Consider the following 21,220-nt stretch of genomic DNA (forward strand, 5'->3'; position numbering starts at 1 on the left):
TCATCCGCCGGAGCCAATTCGGCGCGGGTGGTTCTGGTTCTGGTTCTGCTGTTGGTGCTGGTTCTGCTTTTGGTGCTGGTTCCGCTGTTGGTGCTGGTTGCTTATTGCGGCAGCAGTGCGGCGACCCGGGCGACCGCGGGGCGGGCCTCGAGGTGCAGGCGCGCCACGTTGATGCCGTCGTCGCCGAGGACCGCCAGCAGGCTGGTCGGGTTGATGGCGTAGACGGTGAAGTACCCGCCCTCGCTGCGCAGCGTGGCGTCGCGGAACGGGTTCTGCCCGAGCACCAGCGCGGTCTGCCGCCCCAGCCCGAAGGTGGTCGCGGCCAGCGCCGCCAGGTCGGCCGGCTCGAGACCCGGCGGCAGGTCGTGCGTGATGAGCAGGCCGTCGACCCCGCCGACGGCCGAGCCCCGCACGCCCGGCACCCGCAGGCGCAGGTCCGACAGCTCCGAGCGGACCGCCGCGAGCGCGGCGGCCATCGGGTCGATCCTGGTGCCGAACGTTCCCGCCGTGCCACCCCAGGTCTGCTCCACCGGGGCGCGGCGCGGCAAACCGTCCGCGTCGGGTGGCGTCGCAGTCCCGAAATAGGTCACAGCTCGAGGCCCTCTTCGATCTGGCGCAGCTGGTGACGGGCCAGCGCGAGGTTGGCGCGGGTCTTGACCAGCGCCAGATAGAGGAAGAGCCCGCGGCCGCCGAGCGAGCCCAGGGGACGGATGATGTGGTACTGGCTGTCGAGCGTGATGAGGATGTCCTCGACCTTGTCCGGCAGCCCGAGCATGTCGATGGTGCGCAGCTTGGCCCGCACGACGTCCGTGTTGCCGGCCGCGGCCACGGTGATGTCGAAGTCGGGGCCCCCGCCGAGCGTGCCGAGGGTCATGCCACTGGTGTAGTCCACGAGCGCGACGGCGATGGCGCCGTCGATGTTCATCGCGCCCTTGAGCGCGACGTCAAGGTTGCTGGTCAAGCCTGCCTCCGACTGTTCAAGCAACTGCAACGCGCCCGAGCCTGACACAGGACGATCACTCCGCGCACGTTTCGTCACAGGTTTCAGACACTCGGCCAATCGCCAACTGACCTGCCAGCCGATGCCCCGGTGACGCTGGGTCGCCCGATGTGATCATACTGCGATGACGCACGTGCAAGTACGACGGATCGACGCTGGTCACAGGCGGTTCGGAAATCGAGACTCTTGACAGTCCCGGCACCGCACGCGAGGCTCGGAGAGCGCTCTCCCAAGCGCCGTGCGGTCACCGCCATGACCACGATCGGAGCATCATGCCGTCACTTCGCCGTGCCCTGCTCGCCGCGGCCCTCGCCGCCGCGCTGACCGGCGGGCTCGTCGCCGGGATCCGCGCCGCCGAGGCCGCCGACCAGCCCTGGCGCGACGCCACCCAGACCCCCGCGCAGCGCGCCGACGAGCTGCTCGCCGCCATGACCCAGGCCGAGAAGCTCACCATGCTGCACGGCGGGGCCGGCTGCGGCTTCGCCGGGTGCGTCGATGCCAACACGCGGCTCGGCATCCCGCAGATCCGGCTGCAGGACGGCCCGGTCGGCGCCGGCGACGGGTTCACCGGCGTCACCCAGCTGCCGGCCCCGGTCGCCTCCGCCGCGACCTGGGACACCGCCCTGGCCCGCCGCTACGGCGAGGTCCTCGGCGCCGAGCAGTGGGGCAAGGGCACGAACGTGGTGCTCGCCCCGACCGTCAACATCGTGCGCGACCCGCGCTGGGGCCGCGCGTTCGAGTCGTTCGGCGAGGACCCGTACCTGGCCGGGCAGATCGGCGCCGCCGACATCCAGGGCATCCAGAGCCAGGGCCCGATGGCCCAGGTCAAGCACTACGCGGCGTACAACCAGGAGACCAACCGCAACACGTTGTCCGACAACGCGATCGTGGCCGCGCGCACCCAGCGCGAGATCTACCTGCCCGCCTTCGAGGCCGCCGTCCAGCAGGGCCAGGCCGACTCGGCGATGTGCTCCTACTCCGCCGTCAACGGGGCCTTCGCCTGCGAGAACGGGCCGCTGCAGAACGACGTGCTCAAGCGGGACCTCGGCTTCACCGGCTTCATCACCTCGGACTGGGGCGCCACCCACTCGACCGTCGCCTCGGCGAACAACGGGCTCGACATGGAGATGCCCGGCAGCCAGTACTTCGGCGCCGCGCTCACCACGGCGGTGCAGAACGGCCAGGTGTCCCAGGCGACGATCGACGACCACGTGCGGCGCATCCTGCTGTCGATGTTCCGCCGCGGCCTGTTCGACAAGACGCAGACGGTCGACACGGCCGCGGTCGTGACGACGTCCGCCCACGCCGACGTCGCGCGTCAGGTCGCGCGCGACGGTGCGGTCCTGCTGAAGAACGCCGGCAACGCGCTGCCCCTGGCCGGCGGCGCGACGGTCGCGGTGATCGGCCCGGGCGGCGGCACCCGCGCGATGGTCCAGGGCGGCGGCAGCGCCGCGGTCAACGCGCCCTACGTGGTCACGCCCTACGACGCCATCCACGCCCGCAGCGCCTCCGCCGTCTACGCGCCCGGCATCCCGGCCGCCGACGGCGCGCTGCCCCCCGTGCCGGCCGGCGCGTTCACCGGGCTCACGGCGGCGTACTACAACAGCACCGACCTCTCCGGCACCGCGGTGCTCACCCGGGCCGAGACCGCGATCGACAAGGTGTGGGGCGGCGCCTCCCCGGCACCGGGGGTCAACGCGACGAACTGGTCGGCGCGGTACACCGCCACGCTCCACCCGACCGTGAGCGGCACGTACCAGTTCTCCCTGACCAGCGACGACGGCAGCCGGCTCATCGTGAACGGCCAGCAGGTCATCAACAACTGGTTCAATCAGGGCAGCACCACCCGCACCGGCTCGGTCACGCTGAGCGCCGGGCAGAACGTGAGCGTCGAGGTCGACTACTTCCAGGGCGGCGGCGCGAGCAACCTGACCCTGGGCTGGTCGGCACCGGGCCAGTCCGTGCACGACCAGGCGATCGCGGCCGCCCGCGGCGCCGGCACCGCCCTCGTCTTCGTCGACAACTTCGAGTCCGAGGGCTCCGACCTGGCCGGCATCGACCTCTCCGCGGCCCAGAACCAGCTCGTCGCCGACGTGGCCGCGGTCAACCCGAACACCGTGGTCGTGGTCAACAGCGGCTCGGCGGTCGCCATGCCCTGGGTGAACAGCGTGAAGGCCGTCGTCGAGGCGTGGTACCCGGGCCAGGAGGACGGCAACGCGCTCGCGGCCCTGCTCTACGGCGACGCGAACTTCACCGGCCGCCTGCCGGTCACGTTCCCGGCGCGGCTGGCCGACGTGCCCGCGAACACCACGGCACAGTGGCCGGGGCAGGGCGGGCAGGTGCAGTACTCCGAAGGGCTCAAGGTCGGCTACCGCTGGTACGACGCCCAGAACGTGACCCCGCTCTTCCCGTTCGGTCACGGGCTGTCGTACACCACCTTCACCTACAGCAACCTGACCGTCGCCACCCCGGACGCGACCGGCCGCGTGGCGGTCGCGTTCGACGTCACCAACACCGGCACGCGCGCCGGGGCCGAGGTGCCGCAGGTGTACGTCGGGCAGCCCGCGAGCACCGGCGAGCCCCCGAAGAACCTGCGCGGCTTCGCGAAGGTCTCGCTGGCCGCGGGCCAGACCCAGCGCGTGACGGTGACCCTGGACGCGCGCAGCTTCCAGACCTGGGGCACCGCGTGGACCACGACCGCCGGCACGCACCAGGTCTACGTCGGCGCCTCGTCCCGGGACATCCGCCTCACCGGCCAGGTGTCCATCGGCGGCACCAATGGTGTGTACAACCCGCTTCCGAGGACCGCGTGGACGGTGACCGCGTCCTCCACCGCGGGCGCCGACGTGCCGGCCCGGGTTGTGGACGGCGACACCGGGACGCGCTGGTCGACCGGCACCCCGATGGCGAACGGCCAGTGGCTCCAGGTCGACCTCGGCTCCGCGCAGACCTTCGACCGCCTGCGCATGGACTCGGCCGGCAGCCCGAACGATTACGCCCGCGGCTACCAGATCCAGACCTCCGCGGACGGCGTCACGTGGAGCGCCCCGATCGCCACCGGCACCGGCACCGCGGCCCAGGTGACCGTCGGCTTCGCCGCGGTGACGGCCCGCTACGTCCGGATCGTGCAGACGGGCACGTCGACGAGCTGGTGGTCGATCGCGGAGCTGAACCTGGACACGTCCGGCACCGTTCCCCCGGCGACCGGAGTCCTGCCCCGGACCGGCTGGACGGCCACGGCCTCGGCGACGGGCGGCACCGACGTGCCGGCCCGGGTCCTGGACGGCGACACCGGGACGCGCTGGTCGACGGGCACGCCGATGGCGAACGGCCAGTGGCTGCAGCTGGACCTGGGCGCGGCGCGGACGTTCAAGGAGCTGCGCATGGACTCGGGCGGGAGCGCGGCGGACTATGCCCGCGGCTACCAGATCCAGGTCTCCGCGGACGGGGTCTCCTGGGGCGCACCGATCGCGACCGGCACCGGCACCGCAGCCCAGGTGACCACCGGCTTCAACTCGGTGACGGCGCGCTACGTCCGGATCACGCAGACGGGCACGTCGACGAGCTGGTGGTCGATCGCGGAGCTCAACCTGTACTCGTAAGCACGGGCGGGCCGGCGACCTTCGAGGCGCCGGCCCACCCGTCGGTGACGGCGCGCTACGTCCGGATCACGCAGACGGGCACGTCGACGAGCTGGTGGTCGATCGCGGAGCTCAACCTGTACTCGTGAGCACGCGCGGGCCGGCGACCTTCGAGGCGCCGGCCCACCCGTGCGCCCGCTCGGCCGTGTCGGCCTCGACCGTGACCACCAGGCGCAACTCCCGCGTGGCGGTTGTGGTCGCCGGCGCCGCCGGGTGCGACAGACCCACGCCGGGACGTCCCCACCACCACGAAGGCGGCCCCCGCCGGCTACATCCGCAGCCGACCGTCCGGACGCGGCGGGCGCCGGTCGTCCCCGAGTCCGCAGCAAACCGTCCGGGCGCGGCGGACGCCGGTCGTCCCCGAGGGTGCCGCGGGGCCACTCCGCCGGGTCGACGTCGCGCGGCGCCTCGGCGACACGTACCACGCCACCGGCACCGCCGACTCCGCGACCGCGGCCCGGGCGGTTCGCACACCGCGACCACGCTCGGACAGCCCACGCACCGCAACCAAACTCGGACGGCTCGCACACCGCGACCAAACTCGGGCGGTTCGCACACCGCGACCACAGTCGAACGCTCCGCACGCGCGACCACGCTCGGACTGGGCCTGCCCCGACAGTCCACGCACCGCAACCAAACTCGAGGCGCTTCACACACCGCGACCACGCTCGAACGCTCCACACGCGCGACCACGCTCGGACAGCCCACGCACCGCAACCAAACTCGGGCGGTTCGCACACCGCGACCGAGCGGCCGGCTCAGGCCACCTCGAACGAGCCGGTCGTGCCGGTCACGGTCCAGCCGGGGCCCGGGGAGTTCTCCACGACGTACGTCAGCCTCGTCGCGCCCAGGCAGGCGACGAAGCCGTGGACGCGGACCCTGACCTCGTTGTCGTCGCCGTCCGGTCGACCGAGCGTGATGAGGATGCCGCCGTCCTTGACCATGGCGCAGCCGTTGCTGTGGGTCAGCACCGACTCGCGGTCGGCGATGAAGTGCACGGTCGTCACGTCGGACAGGGCCACCGTGACCTGGTGCTGGGTGTTGTCCGCGATCGCGGCGCCGTCGGCGTCGTGGTCGAGGACGTAGGTCGTCGCGAAGCCGTTCTCCGAGATGGAGTTCTCGGAGCGCGTGGCGAGGTATCGGTGCAGAACGGCCGTGTAGACCTCGGCCTCCTTGACGCCCGCGGGCCAGTCGCCGGCCGCGGACGGCGACTGAACCGCGGGGGCGGCCGCGGAGGGCGGCCGGGCCGCGGGGTCGGCTGCGGAGCGTGCGCATCCGGTCAGGGTCAGGAGCAGCGCGGCCACCACGACCGCGCGCATGCGTCTCGTCACGCGCACTCCGACGCCGCCACCACCGTCACGGTTCCCGCCGCCACCACAACCGAGCCACGCGGCCACCACCACCGCACGCACGCGTCTCGTCACGCGCGCTCCGACGCCGCCACCACCGTCACGGTTCCCGCCGCCACCACAACCGAGCCACGCGGCCACCACCACCGCACGCACGCGTCTCGCCACGCGCACTCCGACGCCGCCACCACAACCGAGCCACGCAACCGCCACCACCGTACGCACGCGTCTCGTCACGCGCACTCGACGCGGCCCACCACCATCACCACCACACCCGGGTCACGCGACGGCCACCACCGCGCGCACACGTCTCGTCACGCGCAGTCCGACGCCGCCGCCACCGTCCAAGGTTCCCGCAGCCGCCACAACCGGGCCGCGGTCGTCCACAACGGCACGCCAGGCCGCCACCCGCCCGGGTCAGAGGGACTTGATCCACTCGTCGGCCGTGGTGACCGTGGCCTGGCGGGGGAAGATCTTCTCGGTCAGCACGCGGTGGATCTCTTCGTCCGGGTCGGCGCAGGCGTCGGACAGGACGGTCAGGGCGTAGTCCAGGTCCGCGGCCTGGCGCAAGGTTGACAGGACCACGCCGCTGGTCGAGATGCCGGCCAGGATCAGGGCGTTCGCCCCGGCCCCGCGCAGCAGGACGTCCAGGTCACTGCCGCTGAAGGCGCTCACCCGGCGCTTGACGATCACCGGCTCGTCCGGCCGTACCGGCAGGTCGGCGTGCAGCTGGGTCGCCGGGTGGTCCTGGGTCATGGTGTCGCCGGCCTGGCTGATGGCGCCGAAGGTCCGGTTCGTCGCCGACGCCTCCGGGTAGCCGGGGCGGAAGGCGACGCGGACGTACATGACGGGGATGCCGGCGCCGCGGGCGGCCTCGATCGCGCGGCCCACGGCCTCGAGGGCGGCGCCGCCGCCGGCGCGGTCGACGATGCCCTGCTGGAAGTCCATGGCGAGCAGCACGGGACGGGTCTCGGACATGCGGGTTGCCTCTCTGCGAACGGTCTTGCGAAACAGCGGTCAGCCGGTGGGCTCGCCGAGGCGGGCCAGCAGGGTCAGGGCCTCGTTGATGGTGGCCAGTTCGGCCTCGGTAAAGCGGCGGTCCATCTCGCGCGCGAGCCACGCGTTGCGGTCCTGCTTGTCGGCGAGGGCCCGGGCCCGGCCGGCCTCGCTGAGCGTGATGATGTGCCGCCGGCCGTCCTCGGGGTCGGGCGAGCGCTCGATGAGGCCGAGCTCGTCGAGGGCGTTGAGCGTCCCGGTCATCGACTGCGAGCGGACGCCCTCGGCCAGGGCCAGGACGGTGGTCGAGGAGGCGCCGTCGCGGTGCAGGCGCAGCACCACCGCCGCCTGCGACGGGGTCAGGCCGCCCGACGGCACCTGGCGCAGCCGGGCCCGCAGCCGCCGGAACAGCTCGACCAGATCGCGCGCGGCCACGGCCGCCCCGGTCGATCGCTCCGCCACAGAACTCCCCCTCACGAAGACTCCATCGGAAGCCTACGTAGGAAGCCTACACAGTTTCCCTGCGGAGTAGGTCATGCGATCCCCGTCACGCGAAAAGCCGTTGTCCGGAGGCTGGCCTCCGGTATTGTGGAGGCATGCCTCAAGTTTCCCGGTCCTCGTACCGGCTGACGTTCGGCGTCCTCGCCGCGTCCACGGCAGCCTTCTCGATGTTGCAGTCGCTGGTCAGCCCCGTGCTGCCGGTCATGCAGCGCGACCTGCACACGTCGGCGGGCACCGTGACGTGGGTGCTGACCGCCTGGCTGCTCGCCGCGTCCGTGGCCACGCCGCTCATGGGCCGCATCGGCGACATGATCGGCAAGGAGCGCACGCTCCTGGTCGCGCTCGCCGCCATCGCGCTCGGGTGCCTGCTCGCCGCCCTCGCGCCCAACATCGGCGTCCTCATCGTGGCGCGGGTGATCCAGGGGCTCGGCGGGGCGCTCTTCCCGCTGTCGTTCGGCATCATCCGCGACGAGTTCCCGCCGGCCCGGGTCGTGTCCGCGGTCGGCGCGATGTCGGCGGTCATCGCGCTCGGCGGCGGGCTCGGCATCGTGCTCGCCGGGCCGGTCGTGGCCGCGCTGAACTGGCGCTGGCTGTTCTGGATCCCGCTCGGCGTCGTCGTGGTCACCGGCCTGCTGGCCTGGCGGTTCGTGCCGCCGTCACCGTCGCGCTCCAGCGGGCGCGTGAACTGGCTCGCCGCGGTGCTGCTGTCGGGCTGGCTGGTGGCGCTGCTGCTGCCGCTGAGCAAGGGCAACGCGTGGGGCTGGGCGTCGCCGCTGACCATCGGCCTGCTCGCGGCGGCCGCGCTGCTGGCCGCCGGGTGGGTCGCGGTCGAGATGCGCTCGGGCAACCCGCTCATCGACATGCGCATGATGCGCCTGCCCGCCGTGTGGACCACGAACATCGTGGCGCTGCTGTTCGGCGCCGGCATGTTCGGCGTCTACGCGTTCCTGCCCCAGTTCATGCAGATCCCGTCCTCGACGGGCTACGGCTTCGGCTCCACGGTCGGCCAGGCGGGCCTGCTCATGGTGCCGATGCTGGCCACGATGGCGGTCGCGGGCATGCTCAGCGGCCCTATGGCCGCCTGGTTCGGCAGCCGCGCGCAGGTCATCGCCGGCTCGCTGCTGGCCACCGCGGCCAGCGCCGCGTTCGCCTTCGCCCACACCCACCCGTGGGAGGTGGCCACCGCCGGCGCGGTCTTCGGCATCGGCATCGGTCTCGCGTACGCCTCCATGACCTCCCTCATCGTGCACAGCGTCCCGATCGCCCAGACGGGCGCGGCCAGCGGCATGAACGCCAACATCCGCACCATCGGCGCCTCGATCGGCACCGCGGTCGTGAGCTCCATCGTCACCGCCGACCTGCGCGCCGACGGCCTGCCGACCGAGTCCGCCTACACCGCGGCGTTCGTCGCCCTCGCCGTGGCCGCGGCCCTCTCGGTCGCCGTGGCCCTGCTCATCCCCCGCCACCGCCACGAGCCGCCGGCCAGCGAGCAGCGCGACCGCTTCGAGGCGGAGGATCCCGAGCTCACCCCGGTGGCCGGATAGGAAAGTCCAGCGCGGCGGTCTCCTGCACCACTCGCAGGGGGCCGCCGGCCGCGCTGACGGAAGCCACGGCACCGGGGGCACGACACAACACCCGGCTACGCGGGGACCGACCAGATCTGCAGGGTCGGCCCGTCGCCGGGCAGGGTGCCGTTCCACGCCGCCCCGCCGTAGAGGTTCGCCGCCTCGGCGACGTCCAGGGCGACAGGAGGCCCCGAGGCGCGCCGGGCGAGCACCAGCAGGCGCTCGTCGTGGGTCTCGCGCCAGAAGGCGATCGCGTCGGCGGACACGTGGGCGAAGCGCAGCCCGCCGCCGCGCAGGGCCGGGTGCTTGCGGCGCAGGGCGAGCAGCCGGCCGTACCAGGGCAGCACCGAAGCGCCGGAGCGCCACGGCATCGGGGTGCGCGACCGCTCGCCGTTGGTGCCGGTCAGGCCGAACTCGTCGCCCGCGAAGATCATCGGTACGCCGGGCAGGGTGGCGAGCAGCCCGGTCGCGACCTCGTGCAGGCCGGCCGAGCCCACGACCGTGCGGATGCGGGCCGTGTCATGGCTGCCGAGCAGGTTCCACGAGTGGGTCCACGAACGCCAGGACATCGTCGCCATCATGGCCCGCATCGTCGCGACGAACGCCCGGCCGTCGCGGGCGGGCACGGGACCGGGAACACCGAGGAAGTCGGGCAGGTCCAGCGACGGAGCACGCAGCCAGGTCCACAGCGGACGGGTGAACCCGGCGTAGTTCATGGTGCCCTGCCAGCCGCCGGCGTCGAGGTCGCCGCCGGCGCCGTGGGCGTGCTCGGCGACCAGCAGGGCGTCCTGACGGGCGCCCCGGACCGCGTCCGCGATGAGCCGGGAGACCTCGAGCGTCAGGTCGTCCGCGGCGCGCCGGCCGGTCATGTTGGCCACGTCGACGCGCCAGCCGTCGAGGTACCGCAGCCACCGCCGCACGATCGAGTCCGGATCGGTCACGAACCGCTCGCGCAGCCGGGCCGAGTGCCAGTTGAGCTTCGGCAGCGACGCCACCCCGAGCCAGGACTCGTAGCCGCCGTCGGCGCTCATGTAGTACAGATCGGGCTGGTCGAACCACGGGTGCTCGACCCCGGTGTGGTTCGTCGTGAGGTCGCCGACGAGCCGCATCCCCCGCGTGTGCAGGGCGTCGGCGAGGCGGCGCAGGGCCCGGTCCCCGCCCAGCAGCGGGTCGACGCGGTCGAAGGCGACGGCGTCGTAGCGGTGGTTCGAGCGGGCCGGGAAGAACGGCGTGAGATAGACGGTGTCGGCGCCGAGGTCCTGGATGTGGTCCAGGCGCCGGGCGATGCCGTCGAGGTCGCCGCCGTACCACTCCCTCGAGTGCCCGCGGACCGGATCGTCCCACTCGCAGCGCTCCGCCCAGCCGGGGGTGGCCGGGGCCGTGGCCGAGCGGGCGAAGCGGTCCGGGAAGATCTGGTACACGATCGCCTCGCGCGTCCACGGCGCCGGGCCCGGGTGCGCGACGAGCCGGAAGTCGGTGTCGTCGGGCACGTCGTGGCCGAAGCGGCCGAGGACGGTGTACCAGTCCCCGTCGACGAGGAACCGGTACCGCGTGACGGGGTTGCGCACCAGGACGTTCGCCCGCCACCACAGCTCGTCGCCGCGCCGTTCGGCGGAGGCCTTGGCGAACCGCGGCTCACCGTCCTCAATGGACCGCACGTGTACCGAGCGGACGCCCGGGGACGTCCGCAGCAGCACGTCCACATTGGAGCCGAGCCGCGGGTTCTGGTCCGGCACGTACAACGCGGACCCGTCGTGGTGGACGCTCATCCCTTCACCGCCCCGGTGGTGAGGCCCGACACGATGTACCGCTGCAGCACCTGAAAGACGACGACCGTCGGCACCGCGGTGAGCAGCGAGCCGGCGCAGAACATCCCGAAGTTGGCGTTGCGCTGCTCGGCCACGAGGCCGTAGAGCCCGACGGCGAGCGTCTTGGCGTCGTCGGAGTGCAGGAACACGTTGGCCAGCAGCACCTCGTTGATGGTGCCGATGAACCCGAGCAGCCCGGTGACCGCGAGGATCGGCGCGACCAGCGGCAGCGTGACCCGGAAGAAGATCTGGGCGTGGCTGGCGCCGTCGACGACCGCGGACTCGTCGAGCTCCTTGGGCACGGTGTCCAGGAAGCCCTTCATGAGCCAGGTGTTCACGCCGAGGGCGCCGCCGAGGTACAGCAGCATCAGCCCCCACGGCCGGTCGAGCCCGATCGCCGGGTAGTAGTCGCCGAGCGCGGCGAAGATGAGGTAGATGGTCACGACCGAGAGGAACTGCGGGAACATCTGGATCAGCAGCAGGGAGACGAGCCCGACCCGGCGCCCCTTGAACCGCATCCGGGAGAACGCGTATGCGGCCAGGATGGACAGGAACACGCTCACCGCGGCGGCGATCCCGGCGATGAGGATCGAGTTGAGGTACCAGTGCGGGAACGCGGTCTTCGAGAACAGGTCCCCGAAGTTGCCCAGCCCCGCGGCGCTCGGAATGAGCTGCGTCGAGCTCAGCGAGCCCAGCGGGTTGAGGGCGGCGGAGACGACGAAGACGATCGGGAACAGCGAGAAGGCGACGGCGAGGAGCCCGGCCGCGTGCCGCCAGCCGGTCGTGCGGGCCCAGGCGATCACGAGTAGACCTCCTCCTGCTTGCGGCTGCGGCGGAAGCCGACGACCGAGACGACGGCCACGATGGCGAAGATGTACACCGAGATCGCCGCCGCGAAGCCGAGCTGCGCGCCGGAGCCGCCGAACGCGAGCCGGTACGTGTAGGTGATGAGCAGGTCGGTCGCGCCGATGCTGGAGTTGCCGGCCTCGAACGGCGCGCCCTCGGTGGTCAGGTAGATCGCGTTGAAGTTGTTGAAGTTGAACGCGAACGACGAGATGAGCAGCGGGGTGAGCGCGACGAGCAGCAGCGGCAGGGTGACCCGGCGGAAGCGCTGCATCGGGGTGGCGCCGTCGATCGAGGCCGCCTCCGACATCTCCCGCGGGATGGCCTGCAGCGCGCCGGTGGCGACGAGGAACATGTACGGGTAGCCGAGCCACAGCTGCACCAGGATCACGGCCAGCCGCGCGGTCCACGGGGTGCCGAACCAGTCCACGTGCAGGCCGGTGAGCCGGTTGATGAGCCCGAAGTCCTGGTTGAACAGGTCCCGCCAGACCAGCAGCATCGCGAACGAGGGCATCGCGTAGGGCAGCACGAGCAGCACGCGGTACCAGCTGCGCCCCCGCATTTTCGCATTGAGCGCGAGCGCGCAGGCGAGCCCGAGCGCGAACGTCGCCAGCACGGACCCGAGCGCGAACCCCAGGTTCCACACGAGGGTCTTCAGGAACGGGCCCGCGATCCGCGAGTCGGTGATGACCCGGCCGAAGTTGGCGAGGCCGACGTTGACCTTCCAGCCCTGGGCGAGGTGCTCGCCGTCGTCGGCGACGAACGAGCCGGTGTCCTCGTCGGCCTTCCACCGCTTGCCGGTGCCGCGGTCGGTGATGCAGTCGCAGCCGGCCTCGTAGTAGCGGGTGGCCTGGCCCGTGTAGGCGCGGGTGAGCCCGGAGGCCCGGATCGCCCCGCCGTCCGTGGGCACGGCGAACGCGAGGATCTCGTCGTTGCGCTGGGTGGCCTGCCCGAGGTCGAGCAGCTGGTAGCCGTCCGCCGCGGTGATCCGCCCGGCCGAGACCGTCGCGTTCGCCAACGCCCGCAGGCCCGAGGCGTCGCCCACATAGGCCTTCCCGTCGGCCGACAGCAGCAGGAACTTGAGGCCGCCGTCGTCGAGCGCGACCGACAGCGTGTACTCGACCGACCCCGGCACCTGCCGCACGGAGGCGCTCTGGATCGCGGTGACCGCCTCCTGCTTGCTGCCCCGGTGCCCGTCGCCGTAGTTGGTGAACGCGGTGGCGACGGTGTACAGCACCGGGACGACCTGGAACGCCAGCAGGAACAGCACGCCAGGAACGAGGTACTTCGCCGGGATGGCCCGCGGCGACAGGTAGATCGCGAAGATCATGCCGGTCACGACGACGAGAACCGCGAGCCATCCCCACGCACGGGCCTCGGCCAGCGGGAAGGCGGCATACACCGCCAGCGCCAGCGCGAGCCCGAGGACTGGAATCTTCACGTTACTTGCTGATCGCATCGGAGATGGTCTTGGCGGCACCGGCCAGTGTGGACGGTACGTCCGCGCCACCGACGATCGCCGACTCCGCCTTGCCGAACGGGTCCCACACCGCGGCCATGGCCGGGATGGCGGGCAGCACGGCGCCGCCCTTGCCCGCGGCGAGCCACTTCTCGATGTCGGGGTCGCTGCCCTTGACCTGGTCCATCGCGGCGTTCAGGGCCGGCGGGCGGGGGTTGGCCTGGTACAGCGCGACCTGCAGCTCCGGCTTGGTCAGGTAGTTCGTGATGAACTCGTTGGCCAGCGCCTTGCTCTTGCCCTTGCTGGCCACGTAGAAGGCCTGCACGCCGACGAACGGCTGCGCGGCCTTGCCGCCGGCGAACCCGGGCACCGGGGTGATGTCGTACTTGATGCCGGCCTTCTTGATGTCGGCGACCGCCCACGGGCCCGAGATCAGGAACGGGGCCTTGCCGCCGGTGAACGTGGGGATCGCGTTGTCGCTGTTGACCGAGCGGGTCAGCGCGCCGGAGCCCTTCTCGCCGAGCGCGGCGATCTTCTTGAACGCCTCCACCGACGCGGGCTTGTCCACGCCGAGGTCCGCCGGGTCGTAGTCGCCGTTGGGCTTGGTGCCGAAGAGGTAGCCGCCGGCCGAGGTGAAGAGCGGGTAGACGTGGTACGCGTCGCCGTTCTGCCCCACCTGCAGCGACAGGATGTTGCTGACCTTGCCCGAGTCCTTGAGCGCCTTCCCGGCCGCGACGAGGTCCTCGATGCTGGCCGGCGCGTTGGGGGCCAGGTCCGTGTTGCGGATGAGGGCGAGGTTCTCGATGGCGTACGGCACGCCGTAGACCTGCCCGTTGAAGGTCACGGCCTTCATCGCCACGTCGGCGAAGCCGGACCTCTGCGAGTCCGACAGCTGGATCGGGTCGATGGTGCCGTTCTGCACCAGGTTGCCGATCCAGTCGTGGGCGCCCACGACGATGTCCGGGCCCTTGCCCGACTGCGCCGCGGTGACGAAGTTGGTCTGCAGGTCCTTGGAGACCGCCTGGACCTGCACGTCCACGTGGTTGGCCTGCCCGAACTGCTCCGCGAACGGCTTGAGGGCGGCGGCGCGCTGGTCGTCGGCCCAGATGGCGAGCGTGGCGGTGGGCGCGGTGGAGGAGCTCTCGGGGGTCTTCGACGACGAGCAGGCGGTGAGGGTCAACGCCGCGAGGGCGAGCACGCCGACGGCGCGCAGGGGGATGCGCATGGATGCTCCTGTTCAGGGTGGAGCACACGCAGGCCGGCTGAGGGCATGCGTGTAGCCAGGGAATGGTGAACGGCATCGGTACAGGGGTGTCGATCGATTGCCGGTGGCGCAGACCGTAGCAAGGACTTGCATCGAATGAAAGGCCTTCCAAGCGACTTTCAATTTCGGCGTGGAGCCGCTTACTCTCGTCGCATGGCCATGGACGCTCCACGAGCTCGCCTCGCCGACATCGCCAAGCAGGCGGAGGTCAGCGAGGCCACTGTCTCGCGGGTGCTCAACGACCGGCCCGGGGTCAGCGCCGACACCCGGCACGCCGTGCTCACCGCGCTCGACGTGCTCGGTTACGAGCGACCCGAACGACTCCGCAAGCGCAGCGCCGGCCTCGTCGGCCTCGTGACGCCGGAGCTCGAGAACCCGATCTTCCCGCTGTTCGCGCAGGTCATCGAGTCGGCGCTGTCCCGGCACGGGTTCACGCCCGTGCTGTGCACGCAGACGCCCGGCGGCGTGACCGAGGACGAGTACATCGAGATGCTGCTCGACCGCGCGGTCGCCGGCATCATCTTCGTCTCCGGGCTGCACGCGGACACGACGGCGGACCACGACCGGTACCGCAAGCTCATCGACCGCCCGCTGCCCATCGTCATGATCACCGGGCACGTCCCGGGGCTCGAGGCGCCGTGCATCTCCTGCGACGACGCCCGCGCCAGCGAGCTGGCGGTCGATCACCTGGCCTCGCTCGGCCACACCCGCATCGGCTTCATCTCCGGCCCCGAGCGCTTCACCCCGGTGCAGCGCAAGATCCTCGGGTACCGCGAGGCGATGCGCCGCCACGGCCTCCCCGACGAGATCGAGCTCTCGCTCTTCGGCGTCGAGGGCGGCGCGGCGGCGGCCGGAAGGCTGCTCGACCGCGGCGTGACCGGGCTCGTGTGCGGCTCCGACCTCATGGCGCTCGGCGCCGTGCGGGCGGCGCGCTCACGGGGGCTGTCGGTGCCCGGGGACGTGTCGGTGGTCGGCTACGACGACTCGCCGCTGATCGCGTTCACCGACCCGCCGCTGACCACGCTGCGCCAGCCCGTGCTCGCGATGTCGAACGCGGCGGCGCAGTCGCTGATCGACGCGATCAACGGGCAGCCGTCGCCGCACTCGGAGTTCCTGTTCGCGCCGGAGCTGGTCGTGCGCAACTCGACGGGCATCGCCCCTCGCTGAGCTTTCGTTCCCCTTTCCCGTTCTATCCGGTTGTACCCGGCGCAGGCTGGCGGGCCGCGCCGCGCTCCTGAGCACCGTTGATTCGCCGCGCGGTCGTCTGATCGCGCGGCGCAGCTCGCCGCCCGGTTTTCCAACCGTGCGGTGGGCTTCACCGCGCGTCCCTCCGGCCGTTGCGGTGCGCTTTGCCGCGCGTGGCCTGCCGAATGTCCCGCGCGGAGTCTTCGCGCCCTCGCCGGCCTCCCCTGTTGGCCGCGCGCGGCCGCACCACGCCCCAGGAAGGGACCCGATGTCCGATTTTTCGGATATGCCGCCGCAAGAGTGGTGGCGCACCGCCGTCATCTACGAGGTCTACGTCCGCAGCTTCGCCGACGGCAACGGCGACGGCGTCGGCGACCTCATCGGCCTGCGCGAGCGCCTGCCCCACCTGCGTGACCTCGGCGTCGACGCGATCTGGCTGACCCCGTTCTTCCGCTCCCCCATGGTCGACGGCGGCTACGACGTGTCCGACCACCGCGACGTCGACCCGAGCTTCGGCACCCTCGCCGACTTCGACGCCATGCTCGCCGCCGCGCACGACCTGGACCTGCGGGTGATCATCGACGTCGTCCCCAACCACACCTCCAGCGAACACGCTTGGTTCACGCAAGCCTTGCAAGAACTTCCAGGCGGACCGGCCCGTGCGCGATACCACTTCCGCCCCGCGACCACGGACGGTGAGCCCCCGAACGACTGGGAGTCCGTGTTCGGCGGCCCGGCGTGGACGCGGACGGCCGACGGCGAGTGGTATCTGCACCTGTTCGACCCGGCCCAGCCGGACCTGAACTGGGACAACCCCGACGTGCGGGTCGAGTTCGAGGGCGTGCTGCGCTTCTGGCTCGACCGCGGCGTCGACGGCTTCCGCATCGACGTGGCGCACGGGATGGTGAAGGCCGCCGGGTACCCCGCGGCGGGGCTCACCGGCCAGATCGGGCTGCTCGGGCGGCGGGTGCTGCCGTACTTCGACCAGGACGGCGTGCACGAGATCCACAAGGCCTGGCGCAAGATCCTGGACTCGTACCCGGGGCAGCGCATGGCCGTCGCCGAGGCGTGGGCGTCGAGTCCGCGGCGCCTCGCCCGCTACACGGCCCCCGACGAGCTGCACCAGGCGTTCAACTTCGAGTTCCTGCAGGCCGACTGGGGCGATCCGGCGGCGGTGCGGGCGAGCATCGACTCGTGCCTGCACGCCGCCGGATCCGTGGGCGCGCCGACGACGTGGGTGCTGTCCAACCACGACGTGCGCCGGCACGCGACCCGGCTCGGCTCCCTCGAGCGGGCCAACGCCGCCGCGCTGCTCATGCTGGCGTTGCCGGGTTCGGCGTACCTGTACCAGGGCGACGAGCTCGGCCTGCCCGAGGTGCTCGACCTGCCCGCGGACGCCCGCCAGGACCCGGTGTGGCTCCGCTCCGGCGGCACGGATCCCGGCCGCGACGGCTGCCGCGTGCCGCTGCCGTGGGAGTCGCAGGCGCCCGCGTACGGGTTCTCGGCCACCGGCGCGTCCTGGCTGCCGCAGCCGCCGGACTGGGCCGGGCTGGCCCGGGACCGCGCGTCCACTGTGGAGCTGTACCGGGCCGCGCTCGCGCTGCGCCGCGGGCTCACCGGCCCGCTGCGCTGGCACGAGAGCCCGGACGGGGTGCTGGACTTCGCCCGCGACGGCTTCCGGTGCATCGTGAACCTCTCGCCGGAGCCGGTCGCGCTGCCGGCCGGCTCCGAGGTCACGCTCGCCAGCCGAGCCATCGACGGACGTGCGATTCCGGCCGACTCGACCGTGTGGATCTTTGCAAGAACTGCCAGATCTTCCTGAACGTTTCTCCAGCTCAAGGACCTTGCGAGAACTGCTTGCGGGCAATTTCTGCAAGGTCCTTGACAGGAGGTTTCAGCGGGACCGAAGCTCAGCGTCAATCGATCCGGCCGCCACCGGGTCGCACTCCGCTTTCCGCCAATCCGGAGGACCCCCGTGCGCACACCCCGCCTCACACGAACCCTGGCCGCGATCGGCGGCCTGATGCTCTGCGCGGCCCTGGCCGTGCCGCTGCTCACCGGCGACCGCAAGGCCGAGGCCGCCGTCGGCAACAACGACGTGATCGCGAACCTGTGGCTGTGGCCGTGGACCTCGATCGCGACCGAGTGCACGAACGTGCTCGGCCCGGCCGGGTACGGCGCGGTGCAGGTCGCCCCGCCCGAGGACTCGATCAGCGTCGCCGGCCACCCGTGGTGGGACATCTACCAGCCCGCCGCCTACGACCTCAACGGCCGCATGGGCACCCGGGCCCAGTTCCAGAGCATGGTGAACGCCTGCCACGCCGCCGGCGTCAAGGTGTACGTCGACGCCGTCATCAACCACATGACCGGCGCGAACCAGTCCAGCACGACGGCCTACGGCGGCGCGAACTTCACGAACAGCTACAGCTACCCCAGCGCCGGCTACAGCTCGTCGGACTTCCACTTCTACCCGGCCGACTGCCCGCAGTCGGACAACCAGATCCACGACTACAACAACCAGACCGAGGTCTGGAACTGCCAGCTCGTCGGCCTGTCGGACCTCAAGACCGGCACCGACTACGTGCGCACGAAGATCGCGGGCTACCTCAACGACCTCATCTCGGTCGGCGTCGACGGCTTCCGCGTGGACGCGGCCAAGCACATGGCGCAGGCCGACCTGTCGGCCATCAAGGGCAAGCTGACGAACCAGAATGTGTACTGGGCGCAGGAGGTCATGCCCGGCGGGCCCGGCAACCTGGCGCCGTCCGCCTACGAGGGCATCGGCGGCGTGCTCGAGTTCACCTACGCCACCAGCCTCAAGAACCAGTTCAACGGCAGCATCGCCAACCTGCAGACCTTCGGCCCGAGCTGGGGCCTGGAGCCGAGCGCCAAGTCCACCGTCTTCGTGTCCAACCACGACACCGAGCGCAACGGCTCGACGCTGAACTACAAGGCGGGCGCCACCGACACCCTCGCGAACGTGTTCATGCTCGCGTGGAACTTCGGCACCCCGAACGTGATGAGCTCGTTCACGTTCTCGAACAACGACGCCTCGCCGCCGGCCGACGGCAACGGGTACGTCACGCCGGTCACGTGCGGCAGCGGCTGGGAGTGCCAGCACCGGCAGCGCGCGATCAAGAACATGGTGGGCTTCCACAACGCGACGCGGGCCGACACGACGGTGGGCAACTGGTGGTCGGACGGGTCGAACGCGATCGCGTTCTCCCGCGGTACCAATGGCTGGGTCGCCATCAACAACGGCAGCGGCGCGGTGGGGTCGCGCACCTTCAGCACCGGGCTGCCGGCGGGCGTCTACTGCGACGTGATCCACGGTGACTACAACGCCTCGGCGTCGACCTGCTCGGGCCCGACGGTCACGGTGAACGGCAGCGGCCAGGCCACCGTCGGGGTCGCGGCCAAGGACGCGGTCGCGATCCACGCCGGCGCGCGGGTCACCGGCGGCTCGACGGCCTCGCCCAGCCCGTCGGTCTCGACCAGCCCCGCGGCCAACGGCGTGTCGTTCACGGTCTCCGGCGCGCCGACCGGCACCCCGGTGTACCTCATCGGCTCGATCGCCCAGCTCGGCTCCTGGAACACCGCGAACGCGATCCCGATGACGGCCAGCGGCGCCAACTGGACGACGACGGTGACGCTGCCGGCCGGGACGGCGATCGAGTACAAATTCATCACCAGGACCAGCTCGGGCACGGTCACCTGGGAGCCGGGCAACAACCACACCTACACGGTGCCCGCCAACGGCACCGGAACCATCAGCACGACCTGGAACGGCTCCTCGACGACCAGCCCGGCGGTGACGTTCAACGCCAACGTGACCACGACGTTCGGCCAGAACGTGTTCGTCGTCGGCTCGATCCCGGCGCTCGGCTCGTGGAACACCGCGAGCGCGATCGCCCTGTCGTCGGCGAACTACCCGATCTGGTCGGCGACGGTGACCATGCCGGCGAACACCGCGGTCGAGTACAAGTTCATCAAGAAGAACACGGACGGCTCGATCACGTGGGAGAGCGGCGCGAACCGCACCCTGAACACGGGGACGGCGGCGCAGACGGTCAACGCGACCTGGAAGTAGTGATCTCGTCCACTGTGGACGGCGGTCGGGGCTCTCTCCCCCGGCGCGCCGTCCACAGTGGGCGTCCAGTCCTCTTCTCCGCCGCCGGCCACCGCCGCGATCCGCGCAAGCCCGCGCAGGCACAACCGGCCACTCGCTCACCGCGCCGGCGTTCAGGCCTCCTTCTCGGCCGCGAGCACCATCTTGCGCAACAGATTCGCGAGGGTCTTGCGCTCTCGTTCGGTCATTCCGCCAGCAGTATCCGCTCACCGCGCCCTTCCCCGCCGATGTGCCGCATGAGCGTGTCATCGCCGGCATCGGTGAGCCTGACGTGCACCCGCCGCCGGTCCCGCGCGTCGGCTTCCCGCACGATCCAGCCCGCGTCCTCGATGGCCGCGAGCCGGGCCGACAACGCCCCGCGAGTCAGCCCGAGGAGGTCGGCAAGCTGCGATGGGCTGGCGGTGTAGGGCGGCCCGTTTCGTCGCAGCATCAGCAGGACCTTGAACTGCCAGTGCTGCAGCCCGCCCTCGGCAAGCACATCGCGCCGCAGCTGCGTCTGATACCGCGCGAGGATGGCAAGCCGCGCGAAGATCGCCTCGGCGACGAGGTCGAAGTTCTCGAGCTCCCGGGCCCAGACATCCACGTGCCGATCGGCGGCGTCCTCCACGCCGTCCACCGTAGCTGCCACCGCGCCGAACCCCGCACACCCGCCCCGCGCACCGCACATTCGCGGATCGGCGCACCCGGTGTTGGTTACATCCCCCGCGGTGACAGCAAGCCCAGCCCGTCACTGCGGTTGCCGGGGCGGGCGGGCGACGATGAGGAGTCCGATCATGGACACGACGGCGCCGGCGAAACCCTGCACGAACCGGGCGACCATCATGACACCCACGCTCGGCGCGAGCGCGCAGGCAACCGACGCGACGATGAACACCAGGATCGCCACGATCAGCGGGCGGCGACGACCGCGCTGGTCAGACACCGGCCCGCCCGTCAGCTGGCCGAGGGCCATACCGACGAAGAACTGTGGCGACCAGCACCGCGGTGACCCGCGGCCGGCCGGCACCGGCCGGGTGGTCGAGCGCGGCGGCACTGTCGAGGCCGGGCGTGGTCATGGTGTGCTGGGTGGTCACGGCTGGCCGAGATCGTCGTAGTAGATGGCTATGACCTCGGTCGTCGGCCAGAAGTAGATCCCGCCGGGCACCGGGTCGTGGACCGGTTCGACGGCCTCGACGCCGAGGGTGTGCGGCAGCCGGCCGGACTTTGCCTGGCCCCACACGTCCTGAACCTCCACGCTGGTCGGCAGCACCGCCGCCGGCTGCCGTCCCTGCGGGGTGTCGGCCAGCGTCGCGGTCGCCACCTGGTCGCCGAACGCCAGCACGACCCGCACACCGAGGGCGGAGGACGCCGACGACGGTGCCGCTGAGCCCGGCACCGTCGCGCCGGTGCACCCAGCAAGCACGGCGGCCGCTGCCGCGAGGACGGCAAGGGCGCAGGCCGCGGGCGGCCCGGAAGGGCGACGTGCGGGAGTCATGCCGTC

18 protein-coding genes are annotated in these 21,220 nt (G+C 71.6%); 5 read left to right on the top strand and 13 right to left on the bottom strand.

What is annotated here, in order from left to right; translation table 11 throughout:
• Positions 1 to 101 precede the first annotated feature (101 nt).
• Both AC6JBM_RS16455 and AC6JBM_RS16460 read right to left on the bottom strand, forming a co-directional pair.
• Positions 102 to 476: a roadblock/LC7 domain-containing protein gene (locus tag AC6JBM_RS16455; protein ID WP_497984464.1), complete on the bottom strand. Its 375-nt coding sequence runs from the start codon at positions 474 to 476 to the stop codon at positions 102 to 104.
• Positions 477 to 586: 110 nt separating this feature from the next.
• On the bottom strand, positions 587 to 925 hold the full coding sequence (locus AC6JBM_RS16460) for a hypothetical protein (protein WP_497986473.1): 339 nt from the start codon (positions 923 to 925) through the stop codon (positions 587 to 589).
• Positions 926 to 1,272: 347 nt separating this feature from the next.
• Between AC6JBM_RS16460 and AC6JBM_RS16465 the strand changes: the two genes are divergently transcribed.
• On the top strand, positions 1,273 to 4,602 hold the full coding sequence (locus AC6JBM_RS16465; RefSeq protein WP_497984465.1) for a glycoside hydrolase family 3 C-terminal domain-containing protein: 3,330 nt from the start codon (positions 1,273 to 1,275) through the stop codon (positions 4,600 to 4,602).
• A 111-nt stretch (positions 4,603 to 4,713) separates the two neighbouring features.
• Here AC6JBM_RS16465 and AC6JBM_RS16470 read toward each other — a convergent pair whose 3' ends face one another.
• The 4 genes from AC6JBM_RS16470 to AC6JBM_RS16485 all read right to left on the bottom strand — a co-directional run bounded on the left by AC6JBM_RS16470 (position 4,714) and on the right by AC6JBM_RS16485 (position 7,448).
• Entirely contained in the window at positions 4,714 to 4,869 is a 156-nt protein-coding gene (locus tag AC6JBM_RS16470; protein ID WP_497984466.1) for a hypothetical protein, read from the bottom strand.
• A 530-nt stretch (positions 4,870 to 5,399) separates the two neighbouring features.
• Positions 5,400 to 5,972: a hypothetical protein gene (locus AC6JBM_RS16475; RefSeq protein ID WP_497984467.1), complete on the bottom strand. Its 573-nt coding sequence runs from the start codon at positions 5,970 to 5,972 to the stop codon at positions 5,400 to 5,402.
• A 435-nt stretch (positions 5,973 to 6,407) separates the two neighbouring features.
• A complete protein-coding gene (locus AC6JBM_RS16480; RefSeq protein ID WP_497984468.1) occupies positions 6,408 to 6,968 on the bottom strand; it encodes a cysteine hydrolase family protein in 561 nt (186 codons plus the stop codon).
• A 39-nt stretch (positions 6,969 to 7,007) separates the two neighbouring features.
• Positions 7,008 to 7,448, bottom strand: a complete 441-nt coding sequence (locus AC6JBM_RS16485) for a MarR family winged helix-turn-helix transcriptional regulator (protein WP_497984469.1) — start codon at positions 7,446 to 7,448, stop codon at positions 7,008 to 7,010.
• Positions 7,449 to 7,582: 134 nt separating this feature from the next.
• Here AC6JBM_RS16485 and AC6JBM_RS16490 point away from each other — a divergent pair, with 134 nt between their 5' ends.
• Complete coding sequence (locus AC6JBM_RS16490) at positions 7,583 to 9,031, top strand: MFS transporter (RefSeq protein ID WP_497984470.1); 1,449 nt, start codon at positions 7,583 to 7,585, stop codon at positions 9,029 to 9,031.
• Positions 9,032 to 9,126: 95 nt separating this feature from the next.
• Here AC6JBM_RS16490 and AC6JBM_RS16495 read toward each other — a convergent pair whose 3' ends face one another.
• The 4 genes from AC6JBM_RS16495 to AC6JBM_RS16510 are packed head-to-tail and all read right to left on the bottom strand — an operon-like array spanning position 9,127 to position 14,381.
• Positions 9,127 to 10,821 (bottom strand): glycoside hydrolase family 13 protein, encoded by a 1,695-nt coding sequence (locus AC6JBM_RS16495; protein ID WP_497984471.1) that lies wholly within the window; start codon positions 10,819 to 10,821, stop codon positions 9,127 to 9,129.
• Positions 10,818 to 11,663, bottom strand: a complete 846-nt coding sequence (locus AC6JBM_RS16500) for a sugar ABC transporter permease (protein WP_497984472.1) — start codon at positions 11,661 to 11,663, stop codon at positions 10,818 to 10,820. Before AC6JBM_RS16500 ends, AC6JBM_RS16495 begins: the two co-directional genes overlap by 4 nt.
• Positions 11,660 to 13,144 (bottom strand): ABC transporter permease subunit, encoded by a 1,485-nt coding sequence (locus tag AC6JBM_RS16505; protein WP_497984473.1) that lies wholly within the window; start codon positions 13,142 to 13,144, stop codon positions 11,660 to 11,662. The genes AC6JBM_RS16500 and AC6JBM_RS16505 overlap by 4 nt, the downstream gene beginning before the upstream one ends.
• A gap of 1 nt (position 13,145) precedes the next feature.
• Positions 13,146 to 14,381, bottom strand: coding sequence for a sugar ABC transporter substrate-binding protein (locus AC6JBM_RS16510; RefSeq protein WP_497986474.1), 1,236 nt, complete (start codon positions 14,379 to 14,381; stop codon positions 13,146 to 13,148).
• Positions 14,382 to 14,585: 204 nt separating this feature from the next.
• Between AC6JBM_RS16510 and AC6JBM_RS16515 the strand changes: the two genes are divergently transcribed.
• The 3 genes from AC6JBM_RS16515 (at position 14,586) to AC6JBM_RS16525 (ending at position 19,701) form a co-directional block, all read left to right on the top strand.
• On the top strand, positions 14,586 to 15,593 hold the full coding sequence (locus AC6JBM_RS16515; RefSeq protein WP_497986475.1) for a LacI family DNA-binding transcriptional regulator: 1,008 nt from the start codon (positions 14,586 to 14,588) through the stop codon (positions 15,591 to 15,593).
• A gap of 286 nt (positions 15,594 to 15,879) precedes the next feature.
• Positions 15,880 to 17,433, top strand: coding sequence for a glycoside hydrolase family 13 protein (locus AC6JBM_RS16520; protein WP_497984474.1), 1,554 nt, complete (start codon positions 15,880 to 15,882; stop codon positions 17,431 to 17,433).
• A 153-nt stretch (positions 17,434 to 17,586) separates the two neighbouring features.
• The gene (locus tag AC6JBM_RS16525; RefSeq protein ID WP_497984475.1) at positions 17,587 to 19,701 is read left to right on the top strand and encodes a carbohydrate-binding module family 20 domain-containing protein; all 2,115 of its coding nucleotides are present in this window, start codon (positions 17,587 to 17,589) and stop codon (positions 19,699 to 19,701) included.
• A 223-nt stretch (positions 19,702 to 19,924) separates the two neighbouring features.
• On the opposite strand, the gene AC6JBM_RS16530 is transcribed toward AC6JBM_RS16525, so the two are convergent.
• The 3 genes from AC6JBM_RS16530 to AC6JBM_RS16540 all read right to left on the bottom strand — a co-directional run bounded on the left by AC6JBM_RS16530 (position 19,925) and on the right by AC6JBM_RS16540 (position 21,214).
• Positions 19,925 to 20,347 (bottom strand): MarR family winged helix-turn-helix transcriptional regulator, encoded by a 423-nt coding sequence (locus tag AC6JBM_RS16530; RefSeq protein WP_497984476.1) that lies wholly within the window; start codon positions 20,345 to 20,347, stop codon positions 19,925 to 19,927.
• A gap of 120 nt (positions 20,348 to 20,467) precedes the next feature.
• Positions 20,468 to 20,692, bottom strand: coding sequence for an MFS transporter (locus AC6JBM_RS16535; RefSeq protein ID WP_497984477.1), 225 nt, complete (start codon positions 20,690 to 20,692; stop codon positions 20,468 to 20,470).
• A 117-nt stretch (positions 20,693 to 20,809) separates the two neighbouring features.
• Positions 20,810 to 21,214 (bottom strand): cyclophilin-like fold protein, encoded by a 405-nt coding sequence (locus tag AC6JBM_RS16540; RefSeq protein ID WP_497984478.1) that lies wholly within the window; start codon positions 21,212 to 21,214, stop codon positions 20,810 to 20,812.
• Between the last annotated feature and the right edge of the window lie 6 nt (positions 21,215 to 21,220).

It is taken from the genome of Dactylosporangium thailandense, assembly GCF_059739745.1.

Coding starts and splice junctions, on each gene's coding strand:
- AC6JBM_RS16535 (WP_497984477.1), bottom strand. CDS start 20,692: ATGGCCCTCGGCCAGCTGACGGGCGGGCCGGTGTCTGACCAGCGCGGT.
- AC6JBM_RS16480 (WP_497984468.1), bottom strand. CDS start 6,968: ATGTCCGAGACCCGTCCCGTGCTGCTCGCCATGGACTTCCAGCAGGGC.
- AC6JBM_RS16520 (WP_497984474.1), top strand. CDS start 15,880: ATGTCCGATTTTTCGGATATGCCGCCGCAAGAGTGGTGGCGCACCGCC.
- AC6JBM_RS16455 (WP_497984464.1), bottom strand. CDS start 476: ATGGCCGCCGCGCTCGCGGCGGTCCGCTCGGAGCTGTCGGACCTGCGC.
- AC6JBM_RS16495 (WP_497984471.1), bottom strand. CDS start 10,821: ATGAGCGTCCACCACGACGGGTCCGCGTTGTACGTGCCGGACCAGAAC.
- AC6JBM_RS16515 (WP_497986475.1), top strand. CDS start 14,586: ATGGACGCTCCACGAGCTCGCCTCGCCGACATCGCCAAGCAGGCGGAG.
- AC6JBM_RS16490 (WP_497984470.1), top strand. CDS start 7,583: ATGCCTCAAGTTTCCCGGTCCTCGTACCGGCTGACGTTCGGCGTCCTC.
- AC6JBM_RS16460 (WP_497986473.1), bottom strand. CDS start 925: ATGAACATCGACGGCGCCATCGCCGTCGCGCTCGTGGACTACACCAGT.
- AC6JBM_RS16540 (WP_497984478.1), bottom strand. CDS start 21,214: ATGACTCCCGCACGTCGCCCTTCCGGGCCGCCCGCGGCCTGCGCCCTT.
- AC6JBM_RS16465 (WP_497984465.1), top strand. CDS start 1,273: ATGCCGTCACTTCGCCGTGCCCTGCTCGCCGCGGCCCTCGCCGCCGCG.